Below are 573 nucleotides of genomic sequence, written 5' to 3' on the forward strand. Positions count from 1 at the left end.
AAGGTTTTTCGTGTTTTTTTAAATTTATATTTTGTTAATGAATTGTTAAAATTTTTAAAATAATGTATAATACAAATATAGATAGAAAAAGAGGGTGTAAAATATGAATGAATTTATTCTTTTAATAAATTTGGTAAGACTTGTAGTTTTTGTAAAAACTTTTTATGAAATATGGATACATTTTTTAAAACCTCTTTATTTTTTATTAATCAAAAAATTTAAAGTTCATCAATTACATGATAAAAATATTACACCTAATATTAATTCGTCAAAAAGAAAAATTTATATACATAAAAAAGAAACATTATTTGATGCTTGTATATTATTTGTATTATTATTTGATACTTTTCAAAAATAAATTTCTTCAAATAAAATATAAACACGAACAACTTAAATTATTTTTCTTTTAATAATTAAATTTTTTTATAATAACAATAAGTTAGCAAAATAAAGAAGGGACTTCTTTTTTACTTATGACAACAAAACAACATCATTATGATCTAAATACCAAATTAAAGGTTATTTTTGCGAAAAAAGAAGGTTTATTAAGTGATAAACAAATTCAAGCCAAAT

The 573-nt window shown here is 18.0% G+C and carries 1 protein-coding gene; it reads left to right on the top strand.

The window, feature by feature from the left end; translation table 11 throughout:
* The first annotated feature begins 103 nt into the window (after positions 1-103).
* Positions 104-358: a hypothetical protein gene (locus tag RI76_RS02760; protein WP_017192619.1), complete on the top strand. Its 255-nt coding sequence runs from the start codon at positions 104-106 to the stop codon at positions 356-358.
* The last annotated feature ends 215 nt before the right edge of the window (positions 359-573 follow it).

This window comes from Milkweed yellows phytoplasma str. MW1 (genome assembly GCF_000309485.1).
Lineage (GTDB): Bacteria > Bacillota_I > Bacilli_A > Acholeplasmatales > Acholeplasmataceae > Phytoplasma.

Coding starts and splice junctions, on each gene's coding strand:
- RI76_RS02760 (WP_017192619.1), top strand. CDS start 104: ATGAATGAATTTATTCTTTTAATAAATTTGGTAAGACTTGTAGTTTTT.